Raw genomic sequence first — 21796 nt, forward strand, 5'->3', positions numbered from 1 at the left:
GAGGGCGGTCAGCCGAGCGGGGTGTCCAGGACCGCCTTGCGGTGACTGAAGGTGTCCATCGAGTACTGGCCGTGGTAGCTGCCCATGCCGCTCTCGCCGACCCCGCCGAACGGCAGGTCGGAGACGGTCAGGTGGGCGAGCGGCAGGCCGATGCCGACGCCGCCCGAGGAGGTCTCGTTCAGCAGCCGCTCACGGACCTCGGCCGACTCGGTGAACGCGTAGAGCGCCAGCGGCTTGTCCCGGTCGTTGATGAAGCCGATCGCCTCGTCCAGTCCGGCCACGGTGAGGATCGGCAGCACCGGGCCGAAGATCTCCTCGCCCATCACCGGCGCGTCCGGGGCGACATCGGCGAGCACGGTCGGCGCGATGTACTTCGTCGCCCGGTCGTGGGCGCCGCCGGTGACCGTACGGCCGGAGTCCAGCAGGCGCACCAGGCGGTCGAAGTGGCGCTCGTTGATGATGCGGCCGTACTCGGGGGAGGCCGAGGGGTCACTGCCGAACTGCGCCTCGACGGCGGCGGCTAGCGCGTCCGCGAGGGCGGCGCCCGTCTCCGGGTCGGTGAGGACGTAGTCGGGGGCGACGCAGGTCTGGCCCGCGTTGAGGAACTTCCCCGAGGCGAGCCGCGCGGCGACCGCCTTCAGGTCGGTGTCCCGGTCCACGAAGACCGGGGACTTGCCGCCCAGCTCCAGTGTCACCGGGGTGAGGTGCTTCGCCGCGGCGGCCATCACGATCCGGCCGACCGTGCCGTTGCCGGTGTAGAAGACGTGGTCGAACCGCTCCTCCAGCAGCGCCGTCGTCTCCGCCACGCCGCCCTCGACGACGGCCACCGCGTCGGTGTCCAGGAAGCGGGGGAGCAGCCGGGCGACTGCGGCGGAGGTCGCGGGGGCCAGCTCGCTCGGCTTGGCCACCACGCAGTTGCCGCCCGCCAGCGCGCCCGCGACCGGGGCGAGCAGCAGCTGCGCCGGGTAGTTCCAGGGCGCGATGACCAGGACGACACCGAGCGGGTCCCGCACCGTGAGCGCGGTGGCCCCGAGGGCGGCGAGCCCGGCGTGCACGGGGGCGGGCTCGGGGCGCAGCCAGTCTTCGAGGTGCTCCAGGGTGTGGTCGATCTCGCGGACGGTGAAGTCGATCTCGGTCCGGTACGACTCGGCGCGGCTCTTGCCGAGGTCGGCGCGGAGCGCGTCGGCCAGGTCGTCACCGTGCTCGGTGAGCAGGGCGCGCAGCCGCTCCAGCTGGTGGGTGCGCCAGGCCAGGTCCTTCGTACGGCCGGTGCGGAAGGTGGTGCGGAGGCGGGCGACGACGTCGGCCGGGGACTCGGAGGGCATGGGGGCTCCCTACTGCGGGGCGTCTCGATATCAGGAAGTTGACATCGTCAAGCAACGCATTTCATGTAACGACCAGAAGTTGAGTAAGTCAAATAATCGGAACGCGGCGTACGGTGGATGTCCGCACCGCCCACCCCTTTGCCCCGCTCCCCGCGCCTCTGCCCAAGGATGACCACCCCATGCCCCCGGAACCGGCACCCCGCGCCGACCGCGCCGTCCCCACCCCGGACGACCTGCTGGAGCCCCTGGCCGTCGTCGTACGAGGGCACTCCGACGACCTCACCGCCGTCGCCGCCCGCCACGGCCTGAGCAGCGCGCAGGCCCGCGCGCTCATCGCGCTCGACGCGCCGATGCCGATGAGCGCCCTGGCCCGCCACCTCGTCTGCGACGCGTCCAACGCCACCGGTCTCGTCGGCCGCATGGAGACCCGGGGCCTGCTCGTCCGCACCCCCGCCCCCGGCGACCGCCGCTCAAAGGTCGCCTCCCGCACTCCGGAAGGCACCGAGCTGGCGCACCGGATCCGCGCCGAGATGCGCGTGGTGCACGGCGCGCTGGAGGCGCTCACCCCGCAGGAGCGCACCGCGCTGCTGCCGCTGCTGAACCGTCTGGGCGGGCTGCTGGCCCCGTGAACGGCCGCTGTTGAACGCCGAAGAGCCCGCCCGGTCCGGTCTCCCGGCCCGCGCGGGCTCCGTGGCGCTGCGTACGGTCAGGCGGTCGCCGGAGGCGGCGTACCCGGCGCCTCGTCGGGGCCGGATCCGCGCTCGCGGCGCTTGAGCTCGTCCTCGCGGCGGCGCAGGTCCGCCTCCCAGTCCTTCAGGAGCGACTCGTCCCGCTTGTTCTCCGCGCGGAGGCTCTGGAGGAACTCCGGGTTGTCGTCCGGCGCCACCCACTGGGTGCGGTGGTTGCGGTGCCACTCGGAGGGAGTACGGCCTCCGGCGGGCACGTGCCGCAGCTTGCCCGCGGCCAGCCAGACGATCGGGCCGACGATCCAGAACAGCAGGATGATGAAGACCCAGGCGACCTTCGGCAGGTGCTTGGCCTCGTCCTCCGGGGTGTTGAGGCAGTCGATGAAGGCGTAGATCGTCAGCGCCAGCGGCAGGAGATAGATCAGGGCCCTGAGCATGGTTGAGGAAGTCCCCCCGGAAACGGCGGCGGGGCGTGAAGGCCCCCGGTGAGCCGACAGGGTACCGGCTACGGATGACACCCCACGGCGAGCAGATGTGAACTGGCGGCGAGCGGCTCCGGATGAGGGTCCGCCAGGCGGGCCGCGGCGAGCGCGGACTCGAAGAGCGGCGACCGACGAGTGACTCCCCGGTGTGCTGTTCCGTCGCCGGGGCGGACTTCCTGATCACGCTGCGGGGCCTTCACGGCGTGGACGCCCGTTTTCCCGGTGCCCGCCCCCGGCGCGGCGGCGGGGGAGCCCCCGAGGGGGAGTGCGGGGAGGATGACAAACTGGTGGGCATGGCTTACGACGATCTTCGCTCCCTGCTCCGGGCCTTGGAACGTGAGGGCGATCTCAAGCGCATCAAGGCCGAGGTCGATCCGTACCTCGAAGTCGGCGAGATCGTCGACCGCGTCAACAAGGCCGGCGGGCCCGCGCTCCTCTTCGAGAACGTCAAGGGGTCCTCGATGCCCCTGGCCATGAACGTGTACGGCACCGACCGGCGGCTGCTGAAGGCGCTCGGGCTGAAGGCGTACTCGGACATCAGCGACAAGATCGGCGGGCTGCTGAAGCCGGAGCTGCCGCACGGGTTCATCGGCGTGCGCGAGGCGTTCGGGAAGCTCGGATCGATGATCCACGTGCCGCCGAAGAAGGTGAAGGGGGAGAGCGCCCCCGTCCAGGAGGTCGTCCTCACCGGCGACGACGTGGACCTGGACCAGCTCCCCGCGCTCTTCACCTGGCCCGAGGACGGCGGCTCCTTCTTCAACCTGGGGCTGACCCACACCAAGCACCCCGAGACCGGCGTCCGCAACCTCGGGCTCTACCGTCTCCAGCGCCACGACCGCCGCACCATCGGCATGCACTGGCAGATCCACAAGGACAGCCGCAACCACTACCAGGTCGCCGCCAAGCGCGGCGAGCGGCTGCCGGTGGCCATCGCCTTCGGGGCGCCGCCCGCCGTGACGTACGCGTCCACCGCACCGCTGCCCGGGGACATCGACGAGTACCTCTTCGCCGGGTTCGTCCAGGGCAAGCGGATCGAGATGGTCGACTGCAAGACCGTGCCGCTCCAGGTCCCGGCCAACGCCGAGGTCGTCATCGAGGGCTGGCTGGAGCCGGGCAAGATGCTCCCCGAGGGGCCCTTCGGCGACCACACCGGGTTCTACACCCCGCAGGAACCGTTCCCCGCGCTGACCATCGACTGCGTGACCATGCGGAAGCGTCCGCTGCTCCAGTCGATCGTGGTCGGCCGCCCGCCCACGGAGGACGGGCCGCTGGGCCGCGCCACCGAACGGTTCTTCCTGCCGCTGCTGAAGATCATCGTCCCGGACATCGTGGACTACCACCTCCCCGAGGCCGGCGGCTTCCACAACTGTGCGATCGTTTCGATCGACAAGAAGTACCCCAAGCACGCCCAGAAGGTGATGAGTGCCATCTGGGGCGCCCACATGATGTCGCTGACCAAGCTGATCGTCGTCGTGGACTCCGACTGCGACGTCCACGATCTGCACGAAGTGGCCTGGCGGGCGCTCGGCAACACCGACTACGCCCGGGACCTGACCGTCACCGAGGGGCCGGTCGATCACCTCGACCACGCCTCGTACCAGCAGTTCTGGGGTGGCAAGGCGGGCATCGACGCGACGAGGAAGTGGCCCGAGGAGGGTTACACGCGGGACGGAGGCTGGCCGGAGATGGTCGAGTCCGACCCGGAGACGGCGGCGAAGGTCGACCGCCGCTGGAAGGAATACGGACTGTGACTGCCGCAGACGCAGCGCTGGGCCACGGCCCGGCGCAGCCCAGTAGCAAGGTGAAGGCGTTCCTGCGGCTGGTGATGATCGAGCACTCGGTGTTCGCGCTGCCCTTCGCGTACATCGCCGCGCTGACCGCGATGTTCCAGGACAGCGAGTCGATCCACTGGGTCGAGCTGCTGCTCGTCACGGTGGCGATGGTCGGCCTGCGCACCTTCGCGATGGCCGCGAACCGGATCATCGACCGGGAGATCGACGCGCGCAATCCGCGCACCGCGACCCGCGAGATCGTCACCGGCGCGGTCTCCGTGCGCTCCGCGTGGACGGGCGCCCTCGTCGCGCTGGTCTTCTTCCTCGGCGCGGCGGCGCTCCTGAACCCGCTCTGCCTCGCGCTCGCGCCGATCGCCATCGTGCCGATGGTGGTCTACCCGTACGGCAAGCGGTTCACGAACTTCCCGCACGCCATCCTCGGCATCGCGCAGGCCATGGGCCCGATCGGCGCCTGGCTCGCGGTGACCGGCAGCTGGTCGTGGGACGCGGTCGTCCTGGGGCTCGCCGTCGGCGTCTGGATCGGCGGCTTCGACCTGATCTTCGCCTGCCAGGACGTCCGCGCCGACCGCGCGCACGGTGTGCTCTCGGTGCCCGCCCGCTTCGGCATCCCGGCCGCGCTCTGGGGCGCCCGGGTCTGCCACGCGATCACGACCGGGCTGCTCGTCTGGTTCGGCCTCGCCACCGACGCGGAGCTCTTCTACTGGATCGGCATGGTGATCGTCGCCGTGGCCTTCGTGTACGAGCACCGGGTGGTGCGCCCGCACGACCTGTCCCGCCTCAACCGGGCGTTCTTCTCGGTCAACGGCTTCATCGGCATGGCGCTCTTCGCCTGCACCCTGCTCGACCTGGTGGTGCGCGGCCTCACGCCGTGACGGCGGTACGGGGGCGGCGGTACGGGGGCGGGCCCGTGATCCCCGGGGTGCGGGCAATGCCCGGCAGCCTCCCGCCGGTTCCGGGTTCGGCCGGTGCGCGGGGGGCAGCTACTCTCGGCGTGTGGAATCCACGACTTCAGTGAGTCAGCAGCCGCGTCGGCCTTGGATTGTCGGGGTGTCGGGCGCCTCGGGGACCCCGTTCGCCGCTTCGGTGGTGCGCGGGCTGCTCGCCGCCGGTGAGGACGTGGACCTGGTGGTGAGCCGCGCCTCACGGCTCACGCTGCTCGACGAGACGGGGATCGCCTTCCGCGACGCGCACTGGCGGGACGACCTCGCGAGCTGGCTGGCGCGGGGGGCGGACGGCAAGCCGGACACCTTCGACCCGGACCTCTCCGGGGTGCGCCACTGGCCCGCCGGGGACCTCGCCGCAGGGCCGTCCTCGGGGTCGTACCCGGCGAAGGGGATGCTGATCGTCCCGGCCTCGACGGCCTGCGTCGCCGGGGTCGCGCTCGGGCTGTCGAAGGACCTGCTCCAGCGGGCCGCGAGCGTCACGCTCAAGGAGCGGCGCCCCCTCGTCGTCGCCGTACGGGAAACACCCCTGAGCGGCGCGACGCTGAAGCAGATGGTGGCCCTGGACGAGGCGGGGGCCGTGGTGCTGCCCGCGTCCCCGGCGTTCTACGCGGGCGCCACGCACATCCAGGACCTGGTGGACTTCGTCGCGGGACGGGTGCTGGACGCGGCGGGGGTGCCGCACGGTCTGTACCGCCGGTGGGAGGGGGAACTCGGTGGCGGCTCACGTACCGCCTGAGGCCGGGTCGTCCCGGTCGGACTCCTGATGGTTCGGCGGCGTCGCTTCGAAGCAGGGTTCGACGGCGTCTCGTGAACCTTTCGAAAGATTCGCAGGGTGGGAGCCCTGTTTGCCTTAAATGCAATACCTAGACTTGTGATACTGCTGAACAATGGAAGGTTCTGTCATATGGACGCGGTGGACAGGCAGCTCATCCAGGCCCTCCGGGAGAACGGCAGGGCGTCGTACGCCGAACTGGGCCGGCTCGTCGGCCTCTCCGGCCCCAGCGTCACCGACCGGATCAACCGGCTGGAGTCGGCCGGAGTCATCACCGGCTACCGCGCCACCGTCAACGCGGCGGCGCTCGGCCTCGGCGTCACCGCGCTGATCGGCATCTCGCTGTCCGACGCCGCCGACCACGAGGACGTGGCCCGCCGGCTCCGCGACCTGGAGGAGATCGAGGACGCCTGGTTCATCGCGGGCGACGACTCCTACATGCTCAAGGTGCGTGTCGGCGACGTCGACGGCCTGGAGAAGACGATCCGCCGGCTGAGCGGAACGAAGGGCGTCTCCCGCACCCGGACGACGATCGTGCTCTCCACGAAGTGGGAGAACCGGGTCGGAGAACTTCCCGAAGAGCGTTGAGGGTGTCCCCGGGGACGGCCGGGCAACCTCGGGGCGTACGGTTACGGGAAGTCTGTTACGTAGAGAAATGGGAGGCGTTCTAGTGGACGCGGGACTCAAGCGCGAGCTGGAGGAGAAGGTCCGGGCCGGCGAGCGGCTGAGCCGCGAGGACGGAATCGCTCTCTACGAGTCCGACGACCTCGCCTGGCTCGGCGGACTGGCCCACGAGGTGCGCACCGTCAAGAACGGTGACGTCGTGCACTTCAACGTCAACCGGCACCTCAACATGACGAACGTGTGCACCGCCTCGTGCGCGTACTGCTCGTTCCAGCGCAAGCCGGGCGAGAAGGACGCGTACACGATGCGCATCGAGGAGGCCGTCCGCCTCGCCAAGGCGATGGAGAACGACAACCTCACCGAGCTGCACATCGTCAACGGGCTCCACCCCACCCTGCCGTGGCGGTACTACCCGCGCTCGCTCAGCGCCCTCAAGGAGGCGCTGCCGAACGTCGCGCTGAAGGCGTTCACGGCGACGGAGATCCACCACTTCGAGACGATCTCCGGGCTCAGCGCCTCCGAGATCCTCGACGAGCTGATCGAAGCCGGTCTGGAGTCGCTGACCGGCGGCGGTGCGGAGATCTTCGACTGGGAGGTCCGCCAGCACATCGTCGACCACAACACCCACTGGGAAGACTGGTCGCGCATCCACCGCCTCGCGCACGAGAAGGGTCTCAAGACCCCGGCGACGATGCTGTACGGGCACATCGAGGAGCCCCGTCACCGCGTCGACCACGTGCTGCGGCTGCGCGAGATGCAGGACGAGACCGGCGGCTTCCAGGTCTTCATCCCGCTGCGCTACCAGCACGACTTCGTGGACATGAAGGACGGCAAGATCCGCAACAGGCTCCAGGCGCGGACCACGATGGCCACCGGCGCCGAGGCGCTGAAGACCTTCGCCGTCTCCCGGCTGCTGTTCGACAACGTGCCGCACGTCAAGGTGTTCTGGGTGATGCACGGCGTGCAGACCGCCCAGCTGGCGCTCCAGCACGGCGCGGACGACATGGACGGCTCGGTCGTCGAGTACAAGATCACGCACGACGCGGACAACTACGGCACGCCGAACAAGCTCGGCCGTGACGATCTGCTGGAGCTCATCCGGGACGCGGGCTTCCAGCCCGTCGAGCGCAACACCCGGTACGAGATCATCCGCGAGTACCCGGGTCCGGACGCCGACCGGCGCGAGACGCCGCAGGCGATGCGGGTCTGACCCCACGCGTTCGCCGAGGGGCCCCGGTCGCAGGTACGCCACCTGCGACCGGGGCCCCTCCGCGTCGCCGGTCCGTACCGGGCTTCCTCCGGCCCTTCCCGCATGCCGGAAAGCTGGTTGAGGCCATCGGGATGTAATGGCTAATCTGGCCCCATGCCTCTTACCTTCACCCTGGACCCCGACTTCGGTCCCGAGCTGCGCGACGGCCTCCTCGCGCTCTGGACCGACGTCTCCAACGCGGGTGGCGCGGTCGGCTTCGTACCGCCGGTCACCACCGAGGACGTCCGCCCCGAGCTGCTGAAGCACCTCACCGCGATGGTCGAGGGGCGCACCCGGCTGCTCGTCGGGCGGGACGAGGGCGGCACGGTCGCGGCGACCGCCTTCCTCACCCTCAACACCCACCGGCTGATGCGCCACTGGCTCTGGCTCTACACGGTGATGGTCCACCCCTCGCACCAGGGCAAGGGATACGGGCGCGACCTCATGGCGGCCGCGGCCGACGCGGCGCGCACCATCGACGGCATGGAGTACATCCGGCTCACCTGCCGGGGCGGCACCGGCGTGGACCGCTTCTACGAAAGCTGCGGCTACAAGGAAGTGGGCCGGGTGCCGGGGGCGATCCGGGTCGCCCAGGGCGACGACCGGGACGACATCACCATGCTGCTCCCGCTCGCCTGACCGGTCCCGGGTGAGCGTTCCCGCAGTTCAGGCGGGGGCGTACGGGGCGCTGGGGGAGCCGCGGCAACCCCGTGAACCGAACGATTTTGGGGCATGCTTCACTGGTCGGGCAGGATCGCATCACCGTCGTACGTAGAGAGAGGTCGGCCGTGTCCGCTGCCAAGCCGAGCGCAATGATCCGGTACTCCGCGCTGCGACTGTTGATTTTCGTCGCCTGCTTCTTCGTCGCGGGGGTGGCGGTCCACTTCGGTGTGATCCCCTCCGGCGTCGGCGGCTCCAACGTCGTCTGGGTCGTCCTGCTCGGGCTGGTGCTGTCCGCCCCGCTGAGCTACGTCCTGCTGCGCAAGCAGCGCGACGAGATGTCCGTCCAGGTCGTCGAGAAGGTGGACCGCGCCAAGGCCCGCCTGGAGGCGAACCGCGCGCGCGAGGACGCCGTCCAGTAGGACGCGGTTCTCGTCGCCGTGAGACGCGGAACGTAACCTTCGTCACATCCGTGCCCCTCGGGGCGCGTCGCACCTCGGACCCCGGCCCGGAGCAAGTCGCTCCGGAACCGGGGTCTTTGGCGTTTTTATCCGCTGCTTATCGGCCAGGCTCCGCCGGACGCGTCCCCATAGAAAAGCTTTGAGGGCCTCAAAGTCGCGGTGTTAACGTGAACGACATGAAGACAGCAGTGCGAATCCGCTACGCCCCGGGCGTCCCGCTCGTGGCGCGCCTGCACGTCGATCTCTGCCGCTGTACGACCGCGGCCTGTTGTCGCCTCTGACCCGACAGCAAGCAGCGGCGCCGCCTCCCGGCGAGGACGCCGCCCCCTTCGTCCCCTTCCCTTTCTCGCGTACGCGTGCCTTCCCACGCGTACGCCGCGTCCTGTCTGGAGTGTGTCCGTGTCCGCGAACTCCGCGTCCACCACGGAGGCCGCCGAGCCCAAGAGCTCCGGTTTCCGCATACCGAAGGTGCCCTTCTGGGCCCAGATCGTCGCCGGTCTGGTCCTCGGTGTCGTCCTCGGCTGGATCACCCGCTCGTACGACGTCGCGTGGCTCTACACCACGCTCGACAAGGTCGGCCACATCTTCGTCCAGCTGCTGAAGCTGGCCGTCGCGCCGCTCGTCTTCTTCGCGATCCTGGTGTCGATCACCAACCTCCGCAAGGTCAACAACGCGGCCCGGCTCGCCACCCGCACCCTGCTCTGGTTCATGATCACCTCGCTGATCGCGGTGGCCATCGGCCTCGCCATCGGTCTGATCACCAACCCGGGCTCCGGCACCGGCCTCACGCCGAAGGACGGCCTCAAGCCCGAGCACGCCGGCTCCTGGCTGGACTTCCTCACCGGCATCGTCCCGACCGACGTGATCACGCCGTTCACCGAGCTGAACGTCCTCCAGATCGTCTTCATGGCCGCCGTCGCCGGCATCGCCGCCCTGAAGCTCGGCGAGAAGGCCCAGCCGATCCTCACCCTCAGCGAGTCGATCCTGGAGCTGCTCCAGAAGGCCCTGTGGTGGGTCATCCGCCTCGCCCCGCTCGGCACCGTCGGCCTCATCGGCTACGCCATCGCCGACTACGGCTGGGACCTCATCGGCAAGTACGCCACCTTCACCGCCGACGTCTACGTCGGTTGCGCCCTGGTGCTCTTCGGCGTCTACCCGCTGCTGCTCGCCACCGTCGCCAAGGTCAGCCCGATCCAGTTCTTCAAGGGCGCCTGGCCCGCGATCCAGCTGGCGTTCGTCTCCCGCTCCTCGGTGGGCACCATGCCCGTCACCCAGAAGGTCACCGAGCGCCTCGGCGTCCCGAAGGAGTACGCCTCCTTCGCCGTCCCGTTCGGCGCCACGACCAAGATGGACGGCTGCGCCGCGATCTACCCGTCGCTGGCCGCGATCTTCATCGCGCAGATCTTCGACGTGCAGCTCGGCGTCGGTGACTACGTCCTGATCGCGTTCGTCTCGGTCATCGGCTCCGCCGCGACCGCCGGTCTCACCGGCGCGACGGTCATGCTGACGCTGACCCTCTCGACGCTGGGCCTCCCGCTGGAGGGCGTCGGCCTGCTCATGGCGATCGACCCGATCCTCGACATGATGCGCACCGCCACCAACGTGGCCGGCCAGGCGCTGGTCCCGGTGATCGTCTCGGCCCGCGAGAAGATCCTCGACCTGGGCAAGTACAACACCGCCTCCGCCTCTCCGGTGGACGAGATCGAGGTCGTCGAGGAGGAGCCCGTCCGGGTTCCCGTCGCCGCCTGATCCCACCTCGCACCGCGCGCCCCGGGGGCGTCCGGGTCCTTCGGGACCTGGGCGCCCCTGCGGCGTTCCGGGGGCCGGGTGCGCCGGGGCCTGCCTCTGCGCGCGGGCTGGTGGGCCTTCGCGCCGGTGGGGACCTTCCGTGCTCCCCGTACCCTTACTCGGGAGTAAGGCAGCGGGGGCGGAAGGAAGTCCGACATGGATGCGGTGAAGAGCAAGCGGATGCCACGCGCCGTGCGTGAGCAGCAGATGATGGACGCGGCGGTGCAGATCTTCGGGCAGCGCGGCTACCGCGCGGCCTCGATGGACGAGATCGCGGAGCTCGCGGGCGTGTCGAAGCCGCTGGTCTACCTGTACCTGAACTCCAAGGAGGAGCTCTTCACCGCGTGCATCCGCCGCGAGGCGAAGGCGCTGGTGGACGCGGTCCAGGCGGGGGTCGAGCCGGGGCTGCCCGCCGACCGGCAGCTCTGGGAGGGGCTGCGCGCCTTCTTCGTCCACACCGCGGAGAACCCGGACGGCTGGGCGGTGCTGCACCGCCAGGCGCGGACGCACGGGGAGCCGTTCGCCTCGGAGATCACCACCATGCGGGACGAGATCGTCGCGTTCGTGACCGGGCTCATCGGCGCCGCCGCCCGGGAGGCCCACCACGACCCCGCGCTGCCCGACCGGGACGTGGTCGGGCTCGCCCAGGCGCTGGTGGGGGCCGCCGAGGCGCTGGCGGGCTGGGCCAACGAGACCCCGGGCGTCTCGGCCCGGGAGGCGGCGGCGACGCTGATGAACTTCTCCTGGGCGGGTCTGGAGAACCTCATGAACGGGCGGCCCTGGCAGCCGCCGGTCTGATCCGGTGGCTCAGGCCGCCCCCGTCCGATCCGGCAGCTCCGGCCGCCCTCCCGTCCGATCCGGCCGCCGTCGGTCCGAAGCGCGGGCTCTCGTGCGCGACCGCGTCCGCCGGCCTCCGTCGCCCGGGGCCGGCGGTGCGCGGCGGTGCTCAGGGGGCCTTGGGCGCGAGTCCGGCGGCGACCAGGGCCGCGTAGACCGCCTGTCCCAGCGCCTGTACGGCGGACAGGGGGCGCACCATCACGGTGAACTCCTTGATCAGCCCGGCCTCGTCGAAGTGCAGCAGGTCGATGCCGTGGATCTGGGCGCCGTTCACGGTGGCGCGGAAGACCAGGATCTCCGAGGGGGCCTCCTCGCCGTCGGCGCTGGTCTCGGCGGCGCCCTCGTACTGGCCGACGTAGTGGAAGTCCTCGAAGACCTGGAGCAGTACCCCGAGGAGGCCCAGCACCTGGGGCCTCCCGTCGAAGGGGGTGAACTTCACCGGGCTGTAGAGGCGGACGTCGTCGGTGAACAGGGCCTCGATGCCCGCGAGTTCACCCTTCTCCACGGCGGCGCGGAAGCGTTCGGCGGATTCCATGGCGCGTTCCTCCTGGTGTGCGTGCGAGACGGGGGTGTTGAGGGTGCGGGTCGTACCGTACGGGCTCACAGGTCCCGGGTCACCGTGCCGGTGAGGTGGACCCGTGCGCCGTCCGGGCCGCCGCGCAGCTCGAACGTCGTGCCCGAGCCGTCGGCCGCGTACGTCACCGTGCCCGGCAGCAGTACGGGGGCCCGGAACTCCGCCCGTACGGTGCGGATGTGGTCGGCGCCCTCCACCTCGGCGAGGCAGCGGGCGACGGTCCACATGCCGTGGGCGATGGCCCGGGGGAAGCCGAACAGGCGGGCGGTCAGCGGGTGGAGGTGGATCGGGTTGCGGTCGCCCGAGGCGGCCCCGTACCGCCGGCCCAGGTCGCCGGTGAGCCGCCACTCGGCGACGGCGGGCAGGCCGGAAGCGTCATGCGTGGCGGCGGCGGCTGCGGTCGGCGCGGCGGGGGCGGTCCGTACGGCGTGGCGGGCGAGGTACCCGCTGCGGGATTCCCACACCAGCTCGTCGCCCACCCGGGCCTCCGTCACCACGGTGGCCTCGGTCCCCCGGCGGTGCGGCGTCAACGCCTGTGCGTACACGGTGAGTCGAAGGGGTTCCGCGGGCTGTACGGGCCGGTGGGAGGTGATCTCGATCCAGGTGTGGACGAGCCCGAGCACCGGCAGCGGGAATGCCCGCGCCGTCATCAGCCGCATCGCGAGCGGGAACGCCAGCACGTGGGGATACGTCGGCGGGAGCGGCCCGTTGGGCGGGAAGTGGCAGATCGAGCGGTAGCGGGCGAGGAGTTCGGCCGGTGCGGGGATCGCGGGGCCGGTGACGCGGGTGTCCGGGAGCGCGGCTCCCGGGCGGCCGGGGTGCTTCAGCGGCGAGGTCAGCGCGCCGCGCAAAAGGGAGAGTCCGAGGCCGGGCATCGGCTCACGCTCCCAGCAGGCTCTGGCCGCAGACGCGTACCACCTGGCCGTTGACGGCGGTGGAGGCGGGCTGCGCGAACCATGCGGTGGTCTCGGCCACGTCCACCGGAAGTCCGCCCTGGGAAAGGGAGTTCATGCGGCGGCCCGCCTCGCGGATGAAGAGCGGCACGGCGGCGGTCATCTTCGTCTCGATGAAGCCGGGGGCGACGGCGTTGACCGTGACCCCGTGGTCGGCGGCGGCGCGCGGGGCGAGCGAGCGGACCAGGCCGATGATGCCGGCCTTGCTCGCAGCGTAGTTGGTCTGCCCGTTGTTCCCGGCGATGCCCGCGATGGAGGCGGTGGCGACGATCCGGCCGCCCCGGTTGAGGGTGCCCGCCTTGAGGAGCGCGTCCGTGGTCCGCAGCACCGAGTCGAGGTTGACGTCGATCACGGAGGCCCAGCGGTCGGCCGCCATGTTGGCGAGCCGGCGGTCGCGGGTGATGCCCGCGTTGTGCACGAGGACGTCGAGTCCGTCCGGGACCGCCGCCGCGATCCGCTCGGCGGCGTCCGGCGCGGTGATGTCCAGCGGCAGCGCGGTGGCGCCGAGCCGGTCCGCCGTGCGCACCAAATCGGCCTCGGCCTGGGGGACGTCGAGGCAGATCACCCGGGCGCCGTCGCGCGCCAGCACCGAGGCCACCGCCTCGCCGATGCCCCGGGCGGAGCCGGTGACCAGCGCGGTGCGGCCGGTCAGCGGGGCGAACCAGTCGGCGACCGGGTCGGGGGCCGCGCCGGAGACCTCGACGACCTGGCCGCTGACGTACGCGGACCGGGGCGAGAGGAGGAAGCGCAGGGTGGACTCGGCGGACGCGGCGGAGCCCGGCACGACCCGTACCAGCTGCACGGTGGCGCCCCGGCCGATCTCCTTGCCCAGCGAGCGGACGAACCCCTCCAACGCCTGCTGGGCGGCTGCCTGGTGGTGGTCCTCGGGGGACGGGACCGTGCCGAGGACGACGATCCGGCCGCTGCGGGCGACCGAGCGGACGACGGGGTGCAGGACCGCGTGGAGGCCGGCGAGCCCCGCCGCGGAGGTGATGCCCGTCGCGTCCACGACGATCCCGGCGGGCCGGTCCGCCCGCTCCACCACCGGCAGCCCGAGGCGGGCGAGCACCTCGCCGACCTCGCCCGGTACGGCCGGGTCGCCCGCCGTGAGGTGCAGCAACGGCCCGTCGAGCGTGGGCGTCTCCAGGGACCAGCGGCGCAGCGGCGTGGGCTGGGGGAGGCCCAGGCGCCGGGTGAGGAAGCGGCCGGGGGCTGTGCCGGTCAGGTGCAGATAGCGGTCGGCCATTGTCCAGACTCCCTGCTCGGTCGTAGATTTACTCCGGAGTAAGGTTACTCAAGAGTCAGGAGCTGGTCGAGATGAACCGCACGCGGACACGACCCGGGGCGACAGCACTGCTCGGGGCGATCGCAGGGGCCGCGACGGCCGGGACGAGAGGGCCGCGATGATTCCGCTCCCGCAGCCGCGCCGGGTCGCCGTCCTCGGCGGCAGCCGCATTCCCTTCGCCCGCTCCGACGGCCCCTATGCCCAGGCGTCCAACCAGCTGATGCTGACCGCCGCGCTCGACGGGCTCGTCGAGCGGTTCGGCCTGGCCGGGCAGCAGGTGGGGGAGTTCGCCGCCGGTGCCGTGCTCAAGCACAGCCGCGACTTCAACCTGGCCCGCGAGACGGTGCTCGGCTCCCGGCTGGACCCCCGCACCCCGGCGTACGACGTCCAGCAGGCGTGCGGCACCGGCCTCCAGGCCGTCATCGGCGTCGCCAACAAGATCACCCTCGGCGCGATCGACTCGGGCATCGCGGGCGGCGCGGACACCACGAGCGACGCGCCCCTCGGTGTCAACGACGAGCTCCGCCGCATCCTGCTGAACGCCCGCCGCGCCAAGGGCAACGCCGCCCGCCTCAAGGCGCTCGCGGCGGTCCGCCCCCGCCACCTCGTCCCCGACATCCCGCGCAACGCCGAACCGCGCACCGGGCTTTCGATGGGCGAGCACGCGGCGATCACCGCCCGCCGCTGGGGCGTCACGCGCGAGGACCAGGACCTGCTGGCCGCGACCAGCCACCAGCGGCTGGCCGCCGCCTACGACCGGGGATTCCTGGACGACCTCGTCGTCCCCCACCTCGGCCTGGAGCGGGACCAGAACCTGCGGCCCGGCTCCACCGTCGAGAAACTCGCCACGCTCAAACCGGTGTTCGGCGCGGACCACCCCGACGCGACGATGACCGCCGGGAACTCCACCCCGCTCACCGACGGCGCCGCGACCGTGCTGCTGGCGAGCGAGGAGTGGGCGCGGGAGCGCGGCCTCGCACCGCTGGCGTACCTCACGCTGTACGAGAGCGCCGCCGTGGACTACGTGAACGGCGAGGACGGCCTGCTGATGGCCCCGGCGTACGCCGTGCCCCGGCTGCTGGAACGGGCGGGGCTCACCTTCGCGGACTTCGACCTGTTCGAGGTGCACGAGGCGTTCGCCTCACAGGTGCTCGCCACGCTCGCCGCCTGGCGCAAGCAGGGCCTCGGCCCCGTCGACCGGGACAAGCTCAACGTGGCCGGCTCCTCGCTCGCCACCGGCCACCCGTTCGCGGCGACCGGCGCCCGGATCGTCGCCACCCTCGCCAAGCTGCTCGCGGAACGCGAGGGGCCGGGGCGCGGGCTCGTCTCGATCTGCGCGGCCGGTGGTCTGGGGGTGACCGCGATCCTCGAACGGCCGTGAGACGAAGCCCGTTCGCCGCCGCACCCGACCTGCCACCGCCCCCTCCGAGGAGCCGCACGTGTCCACGCCCCCCGCCCCGCCCGCATCCCCGGCCGACGGCACCGCGTCCGCCGCCGCACCGCCCGTCCTGGTTCCCCCGCTGCTCCTGCGCGGCGCGGACGGCCGGGTGCGGGAGGTCTCCGTACCCGCGTTCGCGCCGCCCGTACGGCACGGCTCGCTCGCCGAGATCCCCTTCGACAACGCGCGCGAGGCGCCCTCGGACGCCGTCCTCAGCCGCAAGCAGGAGGACGGCAGCTGGCGGGACGTGACCGCCCTCGCGTTCGCCGACGAGGTACGCGCCGTCGCCAAGGGCCTGATCGCGGAGGGGTTCCAGCCCGGCGCCCGCATCGCGATCATGGCCCGTACGACGTACGAGTGGACGCTGCTCGACTTCGCCGCCTGGGCCGCCGGGCTCGTCACCGTCCCGATCTACCCGACGTCCTCGGCGTACCAGGTGCGGTGGATCCTCCAGGACTCCGGCGCGCAGGCCTGCGCGGTCGAGACGAAGGAGCAGGCGCGGATCGTCAGCCAGGAGCGCCGGGAACTCGCCGGCCTGGCCCACCTGTGGCAGTTCGACACCGGGGCGCTCGCCCGGCTCAGGACGGCCGGCCGGCACGTGCCCGACGCGGCGGTGGACGAGCGCCGCGCCCTGCTGGGCCCGGACCACGCCGCCACCCTCATCTACACCTCGGGCACCACCGGCCGCCCCAAGGGCTGCGTCCTCACCCACGGCAACTTCTTCGCCGAGGTCGACAACGCCATCGAACTGCTCCACCCGGTCTTCAAGTCGGTCTCCAAGTACCCGGCCTCCACCCTGCTGTTCCTGCCGCTCAGCCACGTCTTCGGCCGGATGGTCGCGATCGGCTGCCTGCGCGCCCGGGTCCGCCTCGGGCACGCCCCCTCCATCCGCACCGAGGACCTGCTGGAGGACCTGGCCGGGTTCCAGCCGTCGTTCCTGCTGGCGATCCCGTACGTCCTGGAGAAGGTCTTCAACACCGGGCGCGCCACCGCCGAGAAGATGGGCCGTGCCTCCTCCTTCGACCGGGCGGCCCGCATCGCCCAGCGGTACGGCCGGGCCGTCGAGGCCGCCGAACACGGCACGGGCCCCGGTCCCGGTACCGCCCTGAAGCTGGCCCGCAAGCTCTACGACCCGCTGGTGTACCGCCGCATCCGCGCGGCCCTCGGCGGCCACGTCCGGTACGTCATCTGCGGCGGCTCCCCGCTGGGCGGCCGGCTCGCCTCCTTCTACGCGGGCGCCGGCATCGAGATCTTCGAGGGGTACGGCCTCACCGAGACCACCGCCGCCCACACCGTGACCCCACCGCTCAAACCCCGCCTGGGCACCGTCGGCTGGCCGCTGCCCGGGACCTCGGTACGGATCGCGGACGACGGCGAGGTACTGCTCCGGGGCGGCCAGGTCTTCCACGGCTACTGGGACGCGAGCACCGGCACGTCCGTACCGGTACTGCACGACGGCTGGTTCGCCACCGGCGACCTCGGCGCCCTCGACGACGACGGCTACCTCACCATCACCGGCCGCAAGAAGGACATCATCATCACCTCGGGCGGGAAGAACGTCATCCCGGCCCCGCTGGAGGACTGGCTGCGCGCCCACCCGCTGGTCGGCCAGTGCATGGTCGTCGGCGACAACCGCTCCTTCATCACCGCGCTGATCACCCTGGAGGAGGACGGTCTCGCGCACTGGCGGCAGATGAAGAAGAAGCAGGGCGTCCCGCTCCGCGAACTGGTCGACGACCCGGAGCTCCGCGACACGATCCAGCACGCGGTGGACGAGGCCAACGGGCTCGTCTCGCGCGCCGAGTCGATCCGCAAGTTCACCGTGCTGCCCGTCGACTTCACCGAGGCGAGCGGCCACCTCACGCCCTCGCTGAAGCTCAAACGGGACGTGGTGGCACGGGACTTCGCGGCGGAGATCGAGGCGCTGTACCGGAAGTGAGGCGCGGGCGGCTGACCGAGGCGTGCCGCCCCGGTCAGCCGAGCCGGACCGGTCCGAGCAGCTCGGCCGTGGACCGGTCACGGGCCCGGCGGGCGGTCCGGAGCGCGGCGGCCCCGCAGGCCGCGGTCGCCAGGAGCAGGACCAGCGGGGCGACGAACGCACAGAGCGCCGTCAGCAGCCCCCACAGGATCGCCGCCGGCCACTTCTCCCCACCGCCCCTGGCTCTCATGGCGCTGAACTTACTCCCTCGCAGGTCAGGGCCCCTGGGCGGTGTCCGGTGGATCATGGCCGAGATCGCGCCGCGCCCTGGCCGACCGTGATCCACCGGACACCGCCTACAGCGGGTTGTCGCCCTTCATGTTGAGGGCATGGCCCTGGCGGAAGAAGCGCTTGGCGGCGAAGTGCCCGTGCTCGGCCGCCATCCGGAACCACGGCTCCGACGCCGCCAGCCCGTCGCGTGCCTCCACCAGGCGCCCCATCTCCCACATCGACTCGGGGTCCTTCCGCTCCACCCCCAGCCGGAAGAGGCGCTCGGCCTCGTCCAGGTCTCCCCGGATCTTCGCGAGCAGCGCGATCGAGCGCAGGGCCCGCAGGTCGCCGCCCTCGGCGGCGGCGGCCAGCTTCTCCGGGGTGCCGTACTTCCGGTGCAGGTGCCAGGCGCGGAGCGCCAGCAGCAGACCGAGCAGCCAGGCCACCCAACTCACGTCGAAGAGCGTGTCGTTGTCGGTCGCCATCCCGATCACGCTCAGGACCGCCGCCACGACGAACAGCAGGAATGCCATGCGTACCCCCCCGGGTCACGTACTGCCCATCGGCACTCTTCCCGGCGGGCGGCCCCGCAACCCCGGTAGGCGGGAATGGTCGGACACGGCCCGGCGCGCGGCCGCCGTGGTGATCGCTCCGGGGACCGCCGTCCTCGGACCGTACTCCGTGCAGAACAATGCGTACAGAACAAAGCGTTGCCCCGTACCGCCGGCCCCGAGCGGCGCGGGCCCGCCCGCTCCGACCGACGGCCCGCCCCGGTGGGAACGCCCACGACCGGATGGGGCCCTACCGGAGGACTGCCATGAGTGACCCCAGCCCCCTTGTCGTCGTTTCCGGCGCCCTGTGGGTCGCGGCCGCCGGCGCGTCAGTGATCATTGCGACCGTGCGGTCCTTCCGGATCAGGCGCCGGTCCGCTGCGAACAAAGCAGGCACACGCGCGCCTTGGGCCCCCTTCGGGCCGGAGTGCGCCTGGCCGCTGGTCGCGGCGGCCGTCGGGTACGCCGTCGAGGCGGTGATCGTGCGGCGCCTCAGCCTGGGTGACGCCTCGCAGAGCATCTGGTGGCCCGCGTTCGCCGCGTCGGCGCTCACGTACGTGGCCCAGCGGCGCCTGCGTGGGCCGGCGAAGGGTTTTCCCGCGCTGTTCGCGGCCGTCGGCGCCGTGCTCTTCGGGCCGGTGTTCGGCTGAGGCGCGGGCGGGCGCGGAGGCGGTGGTGCGTCAGTGGCCCGGTGCCGGACCGCCGTCCCGATCGGCCGCCCCGCTCACCCCTTCCGGCCGCCCCGCAGCCGTGCCAGCAGGGCGTCCTCGGCGCGGCGCGCGCCCGGGTCCTCCCAGAAGGTGACGGGGACGCCCCGGAGGTGGCGGCCGTACGGGTCCAGGACATGGCCCGCCAGCTTGAGGGGCCAGAGGGTCACCGCCCGGTCGGCGACGACGAGTTCGGGGAAGCGGGTGGCCAACCGGGCCTCGAAGGCGCCGATTTCCTCGGCCGAGCGGAGCCACACCGCGAGCATCAGGTTGTACGGCCCCGACAGCGAGGCGCAGAGGCGGGTTTCGCGCATCCCGATGAGCTGGGAGGCGATCCGCGCGGTGTCGGCGGCCGGGGCGATGCCCCACAGGGTCACCGAGATGGGCCAGCCGGAGAGGTAGCGCGCCACCTCGCAGCGGTAGATGAGGGCGTCTTCGCGGTGCATCCGGTCGAGTCGGCGGCGGACGGTGCTGGGGCTCACGCCCAGGCGTTCCGCGAGCCGGGCGGCGGGCCGGCGGAAGTCCTCGCTCAGCAGCAGGTAGAGCCGGTTGTCCAGGTCGTCCGGGGCGGTCAGGCCCCGGCGCGGGTGGGAGGGGCCCCGGTCCCTGGTCAGGGCGTCCTGGCTGTCCGGGTCGAGCCGGTCCAGCCGCCAGCGGCTGCCCTCGGTGTGGACGGCGGTGGCGATCTGGGAGCGGGTGGCCGCGACACCGGGCAGCGCACCGAGGCGGAAGCCGACGTACCTGGCCAGCATCGCCTGGTCGGGGAAGGCGGCGGTGAGGACGAGGTCGCGGGAGCCGGTGACGTGCTCGATGGTGATCAGGTGCGGGTCGTCCGCGATCTCCGCCGCCACCTCGTGCAGGGCGCCCGCGGCGCAGTCCACATCGATGAACGCGATGATCGGCAGCGTCACCCCGGACGCCACGGTGTAGCAGCTCAGCCAGGCGTGTCCGGCCTCGGTGAGCCGGTTCCAGCGGCGCGCGGCCGTCGAACCGTCCACCCCGAGCGCCTTGCCGATCTGCGCCCACTCCGCACGGGGCGAGGTCTGCAACGCGGTGATCAGCAGATAGTCCAGCTCGTCCAGCTCGTCCAGCGGGGCGTCGCCGGGGGCGGTGGCCCCACGGCCGGGGCCTGGGCCGGGGCTGTCGGCGGGAGCCGGGGCCGTGGTGGATTTCTGCGTGGAGGACCTCATCGGCGCCGCTTTCCTGCGGATGATCATCAGTGGAGTGCTCGGGTCCGCACCATACGCCCATGTCTCTGCTCCAGGATGCCCACGCCCTCGCCCCCGCGCTGACCGCACTCCGCCACGCCCTCCACCGGGAACCCGAACTCGGCCTCGACCTCCCGCTCACCCAGCGCAGGATCGTGGACGCCCTGGCGGGACTCGGGCTGGAGATCACCCCCGGGCAGGGGCTCAGCTCCGTCACCGCCGTGCTGCGCGGCGGGCTGCCCGGTCCGGCGGTGCTGCTCCGCGGTGACATGGACGGGCTGCCCGTGCAGGAGGACACCGGCCTCCCGTACGCCTCGGTGCTCGACGGCCGGATGCACGCCTGCGGCCACGACCTGCACGTCACCGGGCTCGTCGGCGCGGCCCGGCTGCTGGCGGACCGGCGCGCGGAGCTGGCCGGGGACGTGGTGTTCATGTTCCAGCCGGGCGAGGAGGGCCAGGGCGGCGCGAAGATCATGATCGAGGAAGGGGTGCTGGACGCGGCGGGGGAGCGGGTCGTCGCCGCGTACGCCCTGCACGTGCTGTCCACCGGGGCGCCGACCGGTTTCGCCGCGACCCGGCCGGGCCCGATCCTGGCCGCCTCGGACGCGGTCCACGTCACCGTGCACGGCCGGGGCGGGCACGGCTCCTCCCCGCACCTGGCGGCCGACCCGGTGCCCGCGATGTGCGCGATGGTCACCGCGCTCCAGACCCTGGTCACCCGTGAGAGGGACATCTTCGACCCGGCGGTCGTCACCGTGGGCCGGATCGAGGCCGGTACGGCGCCCAACGTCATCCCGGAGCACGCGCGCTTCTCCGCCACCGTACGGACCTTCTCCGACGCCGCCCGCGCCGCCGTCCGCACCGGCTTCGAGCGGACCGTGCACGGGGTGGCCGCCGCCCACGGGGTCACGGCGACCGTCGACTACGTGGACCAGTATCCGCCGACCGTCAACCACGCCGAGGACGCGGCCTTCGCGCTGGAGACCGCGCGGCGGATCCTCGGCCGGGACCACGCCTTCGAGGCGCCCAAGCCGATGGCCGGGGCGGAGGACTTCTCGTTCGTGCTGCGCGAGGTACCCGGCGCGTTCGTCGGGCTCGGCGCCTGCCCGCCCGGCGTCGACCCCGCCACCGCCCCGATGAACCACTCCGCCCAGGCGGTGTACGACGACGGCGCCCTGCCGCACGCCGCCGCACTGCTCGCCGGGCTGGCCCTGCGCCGCCTCGGCCACGACGTGTAGCGGCCCGCCCCGGGGTGTGTGGTCACCGTGCCG

General features: G+C 72.1%; 22 protein-coding genes. 14 read left to right on the top strand and 8 right to left on the bottom strand.

All coding sequences use genetic code 11. From position 1 onward, the window contains the following. Positions 1-8: 8 nt before the first annotated feature. A complete protein-coding gene (locus tag OG599_RS19645; RefSeq protein ID WP_327177276.1) occupies positions 9-1325 on the bottom strand; it encodes an aldehyde dehydrogenase family protein in 1317 nt (438 codons plus the stop codon). A 179-nt stretch (positions 1326-1504) separates the two neighbouring features. On the opposite strand from OG599_RS19645, the gene OG599_RS19650 reads away from it, so the two are divergent. Further along, on the top strand, positions 1505-1954 hold the full coding sequence (locus OG599_RS19650; protein WP_327177277.1) for a MarR family winged helix-turn-helix transcriptional regulator: 450 nt from the start codon (positions 1505-1507) through the stop codon (positions 1952-1954). Between the two features lie 77 nt (positions 1955-2031). On the opposite strand, the gene OG599_RS19655 is transcribed toward OG599_RS19650, so the two are convergent. Beyond that, positions 2032-2448 carry a PLD nuclease N-terminal domain-containing protein gene (locus OG599_RS19655; RefSeq protein WP_327177278.1) on the bottom strand — a complete coding sequence of 139 codons (417 nt, stop codon included), beginning with the start codon at positions 2446-2448 and terminating at the stop codon, positions 2032-2034. A 338-nt stretch (positions 2449-2786) separates the two neighbouring features. Here OG599_RS19655 and OG599_RS19660 point away from each other — a divergent pair, with 338 nt between their 5' ends. The 9 genes from OG599_RS19660 to OG599_RS19700 all read left to right on the top strand — a co-directional run bounded on the left by OG599_RS19660 (position 2787) and on the right by OG599_RS19700 (position 11582). Next, the gene (locus OG599_RS19660; protein WP_327177279.1) at positions 2787-4244 is read left to right on the top strand and encodes a menaquinone biosynthesis decarboxylase; all 1458 of its coding nucleotides are present in this window, start codon (positions 2787-2789) and stop codon (positions 4242-4244) included. Further along, positions 4241-5158 carry a menaquinone biosynthesis prenyltransferase MqnP gene (mqnP, locus tag OG599_RS19665; RefSeq protein WP_327177280.1) on the top strand — a complete coding sequence of 306 codons (918 nt, stop codon included), beginning with the start codon at positions 4241-4243 and terminating at the stop codon, positions 5156-5158. The genes OG599_RS19660 and mqnP overlap by 4 nt, the downstream gene beginning before the upstream one ends. Before the next feature lie 139 nt (positions 5159-5297). Next, positions 5298-5966 carry a UbiX family flavin prenyltransferase gene (locus OG599_RS19670; protein WP_327180102.1) on the top strand — a complete coding sequence of 223 codons (669 nt, stop codon included), beginning with the start codon at positions 5298-5300 and terminating at the stop codon, positions 5964-5966. A 168-nt stretch (positions 5967-6134) separates the two neighbouring features. Beyond that, positions 6135-6590 (top strand): Lrp/AsnC family transcriptional regulator, encoded by a 456-nt coding sequence (locus OG599_RS19675; RefSeq protein WP_266707593.1) that lies wholly within the window; start codon positions 6135-6137, stop codon positions 6588-6590. A gap of 82 nt (positions 6591-6672) precedes the next feature. Further along, positions 6673-7836, top strand: coding sequence for an aminofutalosine synthase MqnE (gene mqnE, locus OG599_RS19680; RefSeq protein ID WP_327180103.1), 1164 nt, complete (start codon positions 6673-6675; stop codon positions 7834-7836). A 153-nt stretch (positions 7837-7989) separates the two neighbouring features. After that, a complete protein-coding gene (locus OG599_RS19685; RefSeq protein WP_327177281.1) occupies positions 7990-8514 on the top strand; it encodes a GNAT family N-acetyltransferase in 525 nt (174 codons plus the stop codon). A gap of 173 nt (positions 8515-8687) precedes the next feature. Further along, on the top strand, positions 8688-8957 hold the full coding sequence (locus tag OG599_RS19690; RefSeq protein WP_327177282.1) for a DUF4229 domain-containing protein: 270 nt from the start codon (positions 8688-8690) through the stop codon (positions 8955-8957). A gap of 438 nt (positions 8958-9395) precedes the next feature. Continuing rightward, complete coding sequence (locus OG599_RS19695) at positions 9396-10745, top strand: dicarboxylate/amino acid:cation symporter (protein WP_327177283.1); 1350 nt, start codon at positions 9396-9398, stop codon at positions 10743-10745. A gap of 195 nt (positions 10746-10940) precedes the next feature. Then, complete coding sequence (locus tag OG599_RS19700) at positions 10941-11582, top strand: TetR/AcrR family transcriptional regulator (protein ID WP_327177284.1); 642 nt, start codon at positions 10941-10943, stop codon at positions 11580-11582. A gap of 148 nt (positions 11583-11730) precedes the next feature. Here OG599_RS19700 and OG599_RS19705 read toward each other — a convergent pair whose 3' ends face one another. The 3 genes from OG599_RS19705 to OG599_RS19715 all read right to left on the bottom strand — a co-directional run bounded on the left by OG599_RS19705 (position 11731) and on the right by OG599_RS19715 (position 14394). Next, the gene (locus tag OG599_RS19705; RefSeq protein ID WP_327177285.1) at positions 11731-12156 is read right to left on the bottom strand and encodes a nuclear transport factor 2 family protein; all 426 of its coding nucleotides are present in this window, start codon (positions 12154-12156) and stop codon (positions 11731-11733) included. Between the two features lie 65 nt (positions 12157-12221). Beyond that, entirely contained in the window at positions 12222-13070 is an 849-nt protein-coding gene (locus tag OG599_RS19710) for a MaoC family dehydratase (protein WP_327177286.1), read from the bottom strand. Between the two features lie 4 nt (positions 13071-13074). Beyond that, complete coding sequence (locus tag OG599_RS19715; protein ID WP_327177287.1) at positions 13075-14394, bottom strand: 3-oxoacyl-ACP reductase; 1320 nt, start codon at positions 14392-14394, stop codon at positions 13075-13077. Positions 14395-14551: 157 nt separating this feature from the next. On the opposite strand from OG599_RS19715, the gene OG599_RS19720 reads away from it, so the two are divergent. Both OG599_RS19720 and OG599_RS19725 read left to right on the top strand, forming a co-directional pair. Continuing rightward, on the top strand, positions 14552-15814 hold the full coding sequence (locus OG599_RS19720; protein WP_327177288.1) for an acetyl-CoA C-acetyltransferase: 1263 nt from the start codon (positions 14552-14554) through the stop codon (positions 15812-15814). Between the two features lie 58 nt (positions 15815-15872). Continuing rightward, positions 15873-17810 carry an AMP-dependent synthetase/ligase gene (locus OG599_RS19725; RefSeq protein ID WP_327177289.1) on the top strand — a complete coding sequence of 646 codons (1938 nt, stop codon included), beginning with the start codon at positions 15873-15875 and terminating at the stop codon, positions 17808-17810. Between the two features lie 34 nt (positions 17811-17844). Here OG599_RS19725 and OG599_RS19730 read toward each other — a convergent pair whose 3' ends face one another. Both OG599_RS19730 and OG599_RS19735 read right to left on the bottom strand, forming a co-directional pair. After that, on the bottom strand, positions 17845-18039 hold the full coding sequence (locus OG599_RS19730) for a hypothetical protein (protein ID WP_327177290.1): 195 nt from the start codon (positions 18037-18039) through the stop codon (positions 17845-17847). A gap of 106 nt (positions 18040-18145) precedes the next feature. Further along, on the bottom strand, positions 18146-18592 hold the full coding sequence (locus OG599_RS19735; RefSeq protein WP_327177291.1) for a sel1 repeat family protein: 447 nt from the start codon (positions 18590-18592) through the stop codon (positions 18146-18148). Positions 18593-18876: 284 nt separating this feature from the next. Between OG599_RS19735 and OG599_RS19740 the strand changes: the two genes are divergently transcribed. Beyond that, a complete protein-coding gene (locus OG599_RS19740) occupies positions 18877-19260 on the top strand; it encodes a hypothetical protein (protein ID WP_327177292.1) in 384 nt (127 codons plus the stop codon). A gap of 74 nt (positions 19261-19334) precedes the next feature. On the opposite strand, the gene OG599_RS19745 is transcribed toward OG599_RS19740, so the two are convergent. Then, entirely contained in the window at positions 19335-20507 is a 1173-nt protein-coding gene (locus tag OG599_RS19745; RefSeq protein WP_327177293.1) for an Lrp/AsnC family transcriptional regulator, read from the bottom strand. Positions 20508-20566: 59 nt separating this feature from the next. On the opposite strand from OG599_RS19745, the gene OG599_RS19750 reads away from it, so the two are divergent. Next, a complete protein-coding gene (locus OG599_RS19750) occupies positions 20567-21763 on the top strand; it encodes a M20 metallopeptidase family protein (RefSeq protein WP_327177294.1) in 1197 nt (398 codons plus the stop codon). Positions 21764-21796 lie beyond the last annotated feature (33 nt).

Origin of the sequence: Streptomyces sp. NBC_01335 (assembly GCF_035953295.1) — a bacterium.
Classification (GTDB): Bacteria; Actinomycetota; Actinomycetes; order Streptomycetales; family Streptomycetaceae; genus Streptomyces.

Bases quoted from the DNA above. Each gene is read 5' to 3' on its own strand.
- OG599_RS19705 (WP_327177285.1), bottom strand. From the start codon at position 12,156: ATGGAATCCGCCGAACGCTTCCGCGCCGCCGTGGAGAAGGGTGAACTC.
- OG599_RS19650 (WP_327177277.1), top strand. From the start codon at position 1,505: ATGCCCCCGGAACCGGCACCCCGCGCCGACCGCGCCGTCCCCACCCCG.
- OG599_RS19710 (WP_327177286.1), bottom strand. From the start codon at position 13,070: ATGCCCGGCCTCGGACTCTCCCTTTTGCGCGGCGCGCTGACCTCGCCG.
- OG599_RS19645 (WP_327177276.1), bottom strand. From the start codon at position 1,325: ATGCCCTCCGAGTCCCCGGCCGACGTCGTCGCCCGCCTCCGCACCACC.
- OG599_RS19715 (WP_327177287.1), bottom strand. From the start codon at position 14,394: ATGGCCGACCGCTATCTGCACCTGACCGGCACAGCCCCCGGCCGCTTC.
- OG599_RS19700 (WP_327177284.1), top strand. From the start codon at position 10,941: ATGGATGCGGTGAAGAGCAAGCGGATGCCACGCGCCGTGCGTGAGCAG.
- OG599_RS19745 (WP_327177293.1), bottom strand. From the start codon at position 20,507: ATGAGGTCCTCCACGCAGAAATCCACCACGGCCCCGGCTCCCGCCGAC.
- OG599_RS19660 (WP_327177279.1), top strand. From the start codon at position 2,787: ATGGCTTACGACGATCTTCGCTCCCTGCTCCGGGCCTTGGAACGTGAG.
- OG599_RS19655 (WP_327177278.1), bottom strand. From the start codon at position 2,448: ATGCTCAGGGCCCTGATCTATCTCCTGCCGCTGGCGCTGACGATCTAC.
- OG599_RS19735 (WP_327177291.1), bottom strand. From the start codon at position 18,592: ATGGCATTCCTGCTGTTCGTCGTGGCGGCGGTCCTGAGCGTGATCGGG.
- OG599_RS19730 (WP_327177290.1), bottom strand. From the start codon at position 18,039: ATGAGAGCCAGGGGCGGTGGGGAGAAGTGGCCGGCGGCGATCCTGTGG.
- OG599_RS19685 (WP_327177281.1), top strand. From the start codon at position 7,990: ATGCCTCTTACCTTCACCCTGGACCCCGACTTCGGTCCCGAGCTGCGC.
- OG599_RS19690 (WP_327177282.1), top strand. From the start codon at position 8,688: ATGATCCGGTACTCCGCGCTGCGACTGTTGATTTTCGTCGCCTGCTTC.
- OG599_RS19675 (WP_266707593.1), top strand. From the start codon at position 6,135: ATGGACGCGGTGGACAGGCAGCTCATCCAGGCCCTCCGGGAGAACGGC.
- OG599_RS19740 (WP_327177292.1), top strand. From the start codon at position 18,877: ATGAGTGACCCCAGCCCCCTTGTCGTCGTTTCCGGCGCCCTGTGGGTC.
- OG599_RS19720 (WP_327177288.1), top strand. From the start codon at position 14,552: ATGATTCCGCTCCCGCAGCCGCGCCGGGTCGCCGTCCTCGGCGGCAGC.
- OG599_RS19750 (WP_327177294.1), top strand. From the start codon at position 20,567: ATGTCTCTGCTCCAGGATGCCCACGCCCTCGCCCCCGCGCTGACCGCA.